This window comes from Streptomyces sp. W16, assembly GCF_033194735.1.
Classification (GTDB): Bacteria; Actinomycetota; Actinomycetes; order Streptomycetales; family Streptomycetaceae; genus Streptomyces.
This window is the reverse complement of the sequence record NZ_JAWOAI010000773.1, coordinates 1-3,459: the sequence shown is the minus strand read 5'-3', so window position 1 is coordinate 3,459 and position 3,459 is coordinate 1. Positions and strand designations below refer to the sequence as shown.

3 protein-coding genes are annotated in these 3,459 nt (G+C 72.4%); 1 reads left to right on the top strand and 2 read right to left on the bottom strand.

Going from position 1 to position 3,459, the window contains the following annotated elements:
- Window positions 1-927 (bottom strand): ATP-binding protein (locus R6V09_RS48960; RefSeq protein ID WP_317887911.1); only part of this gene is annotated, 927 nt, incomplete at its 3' end.
- Window positions 928-1,099: 172 nt separating this feature from the next.
- On the opposite strand from R6V09_RS48960, the gene R6V09_RS48955 reads away from it, so the two are divergent.
- Entirely contained in the window at window positions 1,100-2,071 is a 972-nt protein-coding gene (locus tag R6V09_RS48955; RefSeq protein WP_317887910.1) for an AraC family transcriptional regulator, read from the top strand.
- Window positions 2,072-2,080: 9 nt separating this feature from the next.
- On the opposite strand, the gene R6V09_RS48950 is transcribed toward R6V09_RS48955, so the two are convergent.
- Window positions 2,081-3,058 carry a phosphotriesterase family protein gene (locus R6V09_RS48950; RefSeq protein ID WP_317887909.1) on the bottom strand — a complete coding sequence of 326 codons (978 nt, stop codon included), beginning with the start codon at window positions 3,056-3,058 and terminating at the stop codon, window positions 2,081-2,083.
- Between the last annotated feature and the right edge of the window lie 401 nt (window positions 3,059-3,459).

Genomic DNA, 3,459 nt, shown 5'->3' with positions numbered 1-3,459 from the left:
GGCCCGCTCGGCGGGGGACAGCCCGGCCAGCGGGTCCGCGCCGCCCAGGGCCCGCTGCAGGACGTGCAGTTCACCCGAGGCGTCGAGCACGGCGAGCAGCAGCAGCTTCCGGGTCGGGGCCGGGAGCGCGGCGACCCGGGTGGAGAAGATGCCCTTGAGGCGCTCGGTCAGCTGCAGCACGGCCGGCAGGGTGGAGCGTGCCGTGTGCTGCAGGTCGTTGAGGGGGACCGGCAGTTCCAGCAGGGCCAGGGGGTTGCCGCGGGCCTCCGCGACCAGCCGGCGGCGGACCCGGGCCGCCATGGCGGGGAACCGCCCGGCCACCAGCTCGTCCGCCGAGACGTCGTCGAGTGGCCGGACCTCGTGCTCGGGTATCCCGATGTTGCTGAGAAAGGACACGTCACCGGTCCGGGACGCCCCCAGCACCGTGAGGTGCCCGGTGCGCGGGGAGTGGGCGAGGGTACCCAGGACCGTGGCGCTGGACCGGTCCACCCAGGCCACGTCGTCGACGATCAGCGCGAGCGGAGCGGCCTCGGTGGCGACCTGGGCCACGAGGGCCTGTACGGCGTTGGCGATGGCGAGGAGTTCGGTGGGCTGTTCCTCGGACAGACCGCGGACCGCCTGGAGGGTCTCCGCCTGCCGGGCGGGCAGCGCGGGAATCGCGTCGGCGAGGGGTTGCAGCAGCTGGTTCAGGGCCGAGAAGCCGACCCCCTGCTGGAACGGGCAGCCGGCCACCCGCAGCACCCGGAAGCCGGCCCCGGCCGCGCGCGGCGCCGCGGTGTCCAGCAGCGCGCTCTTGCCCACCCCGGCCTCCCCGGTCAGCATCAGCGCGCCGCCGCAAGCCGGGGCGGAGTCGAAGTGCCGGTCGAGCAGGGCCAGTTCGGCCGATCGTCCGACGAGGACCGCCGGTGTGATGGATGCCGATGCCATGACGCCTCCCGTAGGGGTCGGGCAGGAACAGGAACACGGGGCGTGACACTGACAAGATGTGGGACCGGTCCAAAGGTTCGACCCGGGCAGGGTGAATTCGATCACAAGGGCGGGGGTGCGGTGCGTTTCTCCGTCATGAGCATCGCCGTTTTCTGGCCGGATAGGATGAAGTGTGTCTTCCTGGAGCCAAGCTCTGACCGTTTCCTCCGCGAGTGCCTGGGACGAGGTCTTCACCGGTCTGCACGGCGCGAGCCGCATCAGAGTGCCGGACCGCCGCGCTCCGTGGACCGGGCACCTGGAGTGGCAGCGGTCGAAGACCTACAGTCTCGCCCTGTGCTCCGGCGGAGAGGAAGTGGTCGACCGGGACACCCGGCACATCCGCACCGATCCCCGCGGCACCCATGAACTCCTCGTCCCGCTCGCCGGTTCGGCCTGGGTGGAGCAGGGCGCGGCGTCGGGTGAGATCGGGCCCGGTGTCATGGCGCTGTGCGACATCGACCGGCCGCTGACGTTCGCGCACGGCGCCGGCCACCGCAGCATTTCGCTGATCGTGTCCGGCGGGCGGCTCTCCGCGCGCAGCGCGCTCGCGGCCGGGGGACCGCATCTGCTCGACGGCACCCGCGGACTCGGCCGGGTCGTCCGGCAGTTGACCACCACCCTGCACGAGGAGCGCGAGCATCTCTCCGAGTCGAGTTTCGACCTCGCCTGCGACCGGCTCCTCGACCTGGTGTGCCTGGCCGCCGAGGGCGGCGTCGACTCGGCGCCCACCGGACAGCGGGCGAGCGTCGAGGCCGCGATCCGGCGCCACGTCCGTGAGCACGCCTGCGACCGGGACCTGGACGTCGGCTCCGTCGCGCGGGCGCTCGGCTGGTCGGCGCGCTACGTCCAGCAGGTGCTGCAGGCCGCGGGCACGACCTCGCGCGACCTGATCCGCCGCGAACGGCTGAACGTCGCCCGCGCCCGGCTGGCGAGCGGGAGTTGGACCACGTACTCGATCGCCGAGATCGCCCACGCCAGCGGCTTCGGCAGCCACGCCTCCTTCGCCACCGCGTTCCGCGCCGAGTTCGGCATCACCCCGCGCGAAGTCAGGCGCGGCGCCCAGGAGTTGTCCGGCGCAGACGCGGGCCCCGCCGCACAGCCGTAGACGGCGCCCCTAGGAGCCGGCCGGGGTGAAGTACCGGCGCGGATTGTCGACCAGCATGGTGGTGATCTGGGCCTCCGTGACGCCTGCGGTGCGCAGGGCCGGGAGCACCTGGTCGTGGAGATGGGTGTGGTGCCAGTTCGGCGCGATCTGCTCCCGTACGCCCGGCGGGAACCAGTCGATGTGGCAGGACGCGTCGTGCGACAGCACCATCCGTTCCGCGAAGCCCTCCCGGGCGAGCGCGGCGACGGTCGCCACCCGCTCGTCCTCGGGCAGCAGGATGTCGAGGCCGAACCGGTCCATTCCCACGTACGAGCCGTTGTCGACGAGTTCGTGCAGATAGTCCAGGTCGGCGGTGTCACCGCTGTGCCCGATGACGACCGCGCCGAGGTCCACGCCCTCCTCGCGCAACACGTTCTGCGCGACAAGTCCCGTACGGGCGGCGGCACTTGTGTGCACCGTGATCGGAGCGCCGGTCCGCAGATGGGCCTGCGCCACCGCGCGCATCACCCGCTCCACGCCCGGCGTGAGGTCGTTCTCGATGGCGCACTTGAGGAACGCGGCCCGGACACCGGTGTCCGCGATGCCCTCGGTGAGTTCCCGGACGAACAGGTCGGTCATGCCCTCGGGGCCGCCGAGCACCGTGCCCGGGCCGTGGTAGCGGTAGAAGTCGGGGATGTCGGCCAGCGTGTAGATGCCGGTCGCCGCAACGATGTTGAGGTCGACCTGCGCGTTGACCCGGGCGACGCGCGCCACGTTGCGGCCGAGTCCGATCACGGTGGGGTCGACGAGCGTGGTGACACCGGTCGCGGCGAGCGCCTTCAGCCGGCTCACCGCGTCGTCGACGCGCTCCTGTTCGTCCCAGGTCTCCGGGAGGCTCTGCCGGAGTTCCTCACTGACGACGAAGACGTGCTCGTGCATCAGGACGGTACCGAGGTCGCTCACCGCCACGGGCCCGCGGACGGTCTGAACCTGGGGGGTCGAGGTCATGCTCATCCTTCGTCGCCGGTCCCGGACACCGGTGCCGGTGACCGCTCGCCACCACGCTGCGCACCGGGTCCGCATTCATGGAGCCGACTCTGCCAAGCACACACCGGCACGGTCTTCCGCTCCGGCGCGCGGTTCTTTCGCGTGGGCGCGCGGTCCTGCCGTCTGCCGCATCGCCGGGCGCGCCGGTCATGTCGTGAATGGCGTGCTACGTCGTCTTCTGCCCCGCGCTGGTACGTTGCTCGGGCGTCGGAGCCGTCCGCCGCCCCACGCACCCGGGAAGAAGGAGAGCCGTCCAGTGGCCCCGCACGGGACGCGCCGCAGCCTGCCGGCCCTGTTCACCGCCGCCCTCGCCCTCGTCCTGCTGGCCGGACCGGCCTGCGTGCCCGGCGGCGAGCCCCCGC